Source organism: Paraburkholderia sp., assembly GCF_034668105.1.
In the GTDB taxonomy this organism is placed as follows: Bacteria; Pseudomonadota; Gammaproteobacteria; order Burkholderiales; family Burkholderiaceae; genus Paraburkholderia.
Genome location: NZ_JAXDPY010000580.1, coordinates 1 through 3649 on the forward strand (window position 1 = coordinate 1; position 3649 = coordinate 3649).

Consider the following 3649-nt stretch of genomic DNA (forward strand, 5'->3'; position numbering starts at 1 on the left):
CCGAGATCTTCCGGCTTGACGACTTCCAGCGGCTTTTTCTTGGCCTTCATGATGTTCGGCAGCGTGACGTAGCGCGGCTCGTTCAGGCGCAGGTCAGTGGTGACCACCGCGGGGAGCGTCAAAGACAGCGTTTCAGCGCCGCCGTCGACTTCGCGCGACACGGTCGCCTTGCCGTCGGCGACGACAACCTTCGACGCGAACGTTGCTTGCGGCAGATTAGCCAGCGCAGCCAGCATCTGGCCGGTCTGGTTCGAATCGTCGTCGATTGCCTGCTTGCCGAGAATGACCAGCTGCGGCTGTTCCTTGTCGACCAGCGCCTTCAGCAGCTTGGCCACCGCCAGCGGCTGCAGCTCTTCAGAAGACTCGATCAGAATCGCGCGGTCCGCACCGATCGCCAGCGCCGTGCGCAGCGTTTCCTGCGCTTGCGTCACGCCTGCCGACACGGCGATCACTTCGGTCGCCACGCCCGCTTCGCGCAGACGCACCGCTTCTTCAACCGCGATTTCGTCGAACGGATTCATCGACATCTTCACGTTCGCGATGTCGACGCCCGTGCCGTCCGACTTGACCCGGACTTTCACGTTGTAGTCGACCACTCTCTTGACTGGGACCAGGATTTTCATGCACACGCTCCAAAGTTACGAATACGTCAACCCAGCGAACATTATAACGACTGCACTTTCGCGGCAGCCGTGTCGCGGGCGCTCTAGCAGGAGGATATCGCTCCTCAGCGGCGTGACGGCAATATCGAACGGTCGTTCTATTTTAATCTCGAAAAAACCCGGGAGACAACCCCGGGTTAAGACCTACGACTCTAATTTTGCATTGCCGTCGCTTATTGCTATGTGAAACGGTCGAAAAATCGGCCGTCAAATCACCAGGCGGTGATCACCGATCCGCCGAACTTGCTCTCGACAAACTGCTTCACTTCCGGTGAATGATACGCCGCGACCAGTTTGGCGACCCACGGCTTATTCTTGTCGGCTTCGCGGATGGCAATGATGTTCACGTACGGCCCCTTCGGGTCTTCGATCGCGATGGCGTCCTGCTTGGGCTTCAGACCGGCTTCCATCGCGAAGTTGGTGTTGATCGCGGCGGCGTCCACGTCGTTTAACGAACGCGGGATTTGCGCGGCGTCGAGTTCGACGATCTTGAGCTTCTTCGGGTTGTCGACGATATCGAGCGGCGTTGCCTTGAGGCCCGCATCCGCGCGCAGCTTCAGCAGACCCTGCTTCTGCAGCAACAGAAGTGCCCGGCCGCCGTTGGTCGGATCGTTCGGCACCGCGATCTTCGCGCCCGGCTGCAATTCAGCCAGTGTCTTCACTTTCTTCGAGTAGATGCCCATCGGGTACGTGACCGTATCGGCGACGCGGATCAGCTTGTAGCCGCGGTCCTTCACCTGTGCCTGCAAGTACGGGTCATGCTGGTAGCTATTGGCGTCCAGGTCGCCGCCGGCGAGTGCCGCGTTCGGCTGCACGTAATCCGAAAACTCGACGACCTTGATGTTCAGACCGTTCTTCGCGGCGACCGTTTTCACGACCTCCATGATCTGCGCGTGCGGACCGCCGGTGACGCCGACCTTGATCGAGTCTTCCGCGTGAGCCGCCGTGGCGGCAGCGAACAGCGACGCGGCGCCGAGCGTGGCGGCCAGTTTGAGAATGAAACGACGTTGCATGATGGACCTTTTTTCGATTCTGCTTGGCGGGTTCCGATGACCCTTGTTTATTTATGGCTCAAACGACGCACGAGCCAATCCCCGAACGACTGCACCAGTTGCACGAAGACGATCAGGATCACCACGACCGTCACCATCACTTCCGGCAGAAAACGCTGATACCCATAACGAATGCCCAGGTCGCCGAGTCCGCCGCCGCCGATCGCACCGGCCATCGCCGAGTAGCCGACCAGCGACACGAAGGTAATCGTCAAGCCGGCGACCACGCCCGGCAGCGATTCCGGCAACAGCACCTTGAAGACGATCTGGCTGGTCGTCGCGCCCATCGCCTGCGCGGCCTCGATCAGACCACGATCGACTTCGCGCAAAGCCGTCTCGACCAGACGCGCGATGAACGGCGCCGCGGCAATCGTCAACGGCACCACGGCCGCCGCCGTGCCGATCGACGAACCCACCACGAGACGCGTGAACGGAATCACCGCGACCAGCAGGATGATGAACGGCGTGGAGCGCACCGCATTGACGATCACGCCCATCACACGATTCACGGCGATGTTCTGCAGCACGCCCTGACGGTCCGTCAGATAGAGCAGCACGCCGAGCGGCAGACCGACCGCCGCGCCGACCAGTCCGGAAATGCCCACCATGACGAGCGTTTCCCAGAACGACTGGACGAACATATCGAACATTTCACTCAACATACGACAGCTCCTCTACCACCACACCTTGTTCGCGCAGATACGTCAGCGCCTGCGCCACCTTCGCCGGTTCGCCGCCCGCGAGCACCGCGAGCGAGCCGAACGCCTGCCCCTGGATCTCGTCGATCTGACCGTGCAGGATGTTGAAGTCGAGTTCGTAGCGGCGAATCGTTTCCGACAGGATCGGCTGATCGACACCCGAACCGGTGAACGCGAGGCGCAGCAAATGGCCGCTGCCGGTCTTCAGGCGTTCGGCCACGCGCGCCTTCATGGCGGGCGGCAGTTCCTGCGCGATCACGTCGCCGATCAGCGCGCGCGTCACTTCATGATGCGGTTGCAGGAACACGTCGATGACCTTGCCCTCTTCGACCACACGGCCGGCATCCAGCACCGCGACGCGGTCGCAGACCTGCTTGATCACGTCCATCTGGTGCGTGATCAGCACGATCGTCAGGTTCAGTTCGCGATTGATGCGCTTGAGGAGGTCGAGAATCGAACGGGTGGTTTCGGGATCGAGCGCGGAAGTCGCTTCGTCGGAGAGCAGCACTTTCGGCTTGCTCGCCAGCGCACGCGCGATGCCGACGCGCTGCTTCTGCCCGCCGCTGATCTGCGCCGGGTAACGGTCCTTCTGCGCCGACAGGCCGACCAGTTCGAGCAGCGGCAGCACATTCGCCTCGATCTCGTCACGCTTCATACCGGCGAGTTCGAGCGGCAACGCCACGTTCTCGTACACCGTGCGCGAGGACAGCAGATTGAAGTGCTGAAAGATCATGCCGATTTCGCGACGCGCCTCGCGCAATTGCGCGGCGGGCAACGTCGTCAGATCACGGCCGTTGACAACGATGTTGCCTTCGCTCGGCCGCGTCAGCAGGTTGATGGTGCGCACGAGCGTACTCTTGCCCGCCCCGCTGCGGCCGATAATGCCGAACACCTCACCCGCCGGAATCGACAGATTGACGTTGTGCAGTGCCTCGACCCAGCCCCGGGGCCCGGCGAACCGCTGAGAGATATTGCGTATTTCGATCATGGAAAAACGAAACGGCGGAGTTTGCCGACGAGCGTTGTGCGCTCCAGCCAAGCGGCCGCCGTGACTTTTATTTGGGATTTGAGGCCGCGATTCTACCGCAGTGCCGTCATTCCCTTTAATAATCAATTACGATCTTTTCATAACCGCAGAGCATTAGAGGGCTGCCCGGCGCCAGAGACTCGCGCGTGCGTGCCCGCTGCGACTATGATCGGCCGAACCAGAATCAGGACCCGTCCAAGGACAAACAGC

Annotated in this window: 4 protein-coding genes; all 4 read right to left on the reverse strand. The window is 61.3% G+C overall.

Going from position 1 to position 3649, the window contains the following annotated elements:
- Positions 1-623: electron transfer flavoprotein subunit beta/FixA family protein (locus QOC89_RS25755; RefSeq protein ID WP_323047601.1), on the reverse strand; the 623-nt coding region annotated here is incomplete at its 3' end.
- Positions 624-874: 251 nt separating this feature from the next.
- On the reverse strand, positions 875-1675 hold the full coding sequence (locus QOC89_RS25760; protein WP_323047602.1) for a MetQ/NlpA family ABC transporter substrate-binding protein: 801 nt from the start codon (positions 1673-1675) through the stop codon (positions 875-877).
- A gap of 47 nt (positions 1676-1722) precedes the next feature.
- Positions 1723-2376 carry a methionine ABC transporter permease gene (locus QOC89_RS25765; protein ID WP_054037200.1) on the reverse strand — a complete coding sequence of 218 codons (654 nt, stop codon included), beginning with the start codon at positions 2374-2376 and terminating at the stop codon, positions 1723-1725.
- Positions 2366-3400: a methionine ABC transporter ATP-binding protein gene (locus QOC89_RS25770; protein ID WP_175051018.1), complete on the reverse strand. Its 1035-nt coding sequence runs from the start codon at positions 3398-3400 to the stop codon at positions 2366-2368. The genes QOC89_RS25765 and QOC89_RS25770 overlap by 11 nt, the downstream gene beginning before the upstream one ends.
- Between the last annotated feature and the right edge of the window lie 249 nt (positions 3401-3649).

Bases quoted from the DNA above. Each gene is read 5' to 3' on its own strand.
- QOC89_RS25760 (WP_323047602.1), bottom strand. From the start codon at position 1,675: ATGCAACGTCGTTTCATTCTCAAACTGGCCGCCACGCTCGGCGCCGCG.
- QOC89_RS25765 (WP_054037200.1), bottom strand. From the start codon at position 2,376: ATGTTGAGTGAAATGTTCGATATGTTCGTCCAGTCGTTCTGGGAAACG.
- QOC89_RS25770 (WP_175051018.1), bottom strand. From the start codon at position 3,400: ATGATCGAAATACGCAATATCTCTCAGCGGTTCGCCGGGCCCCGGGGC.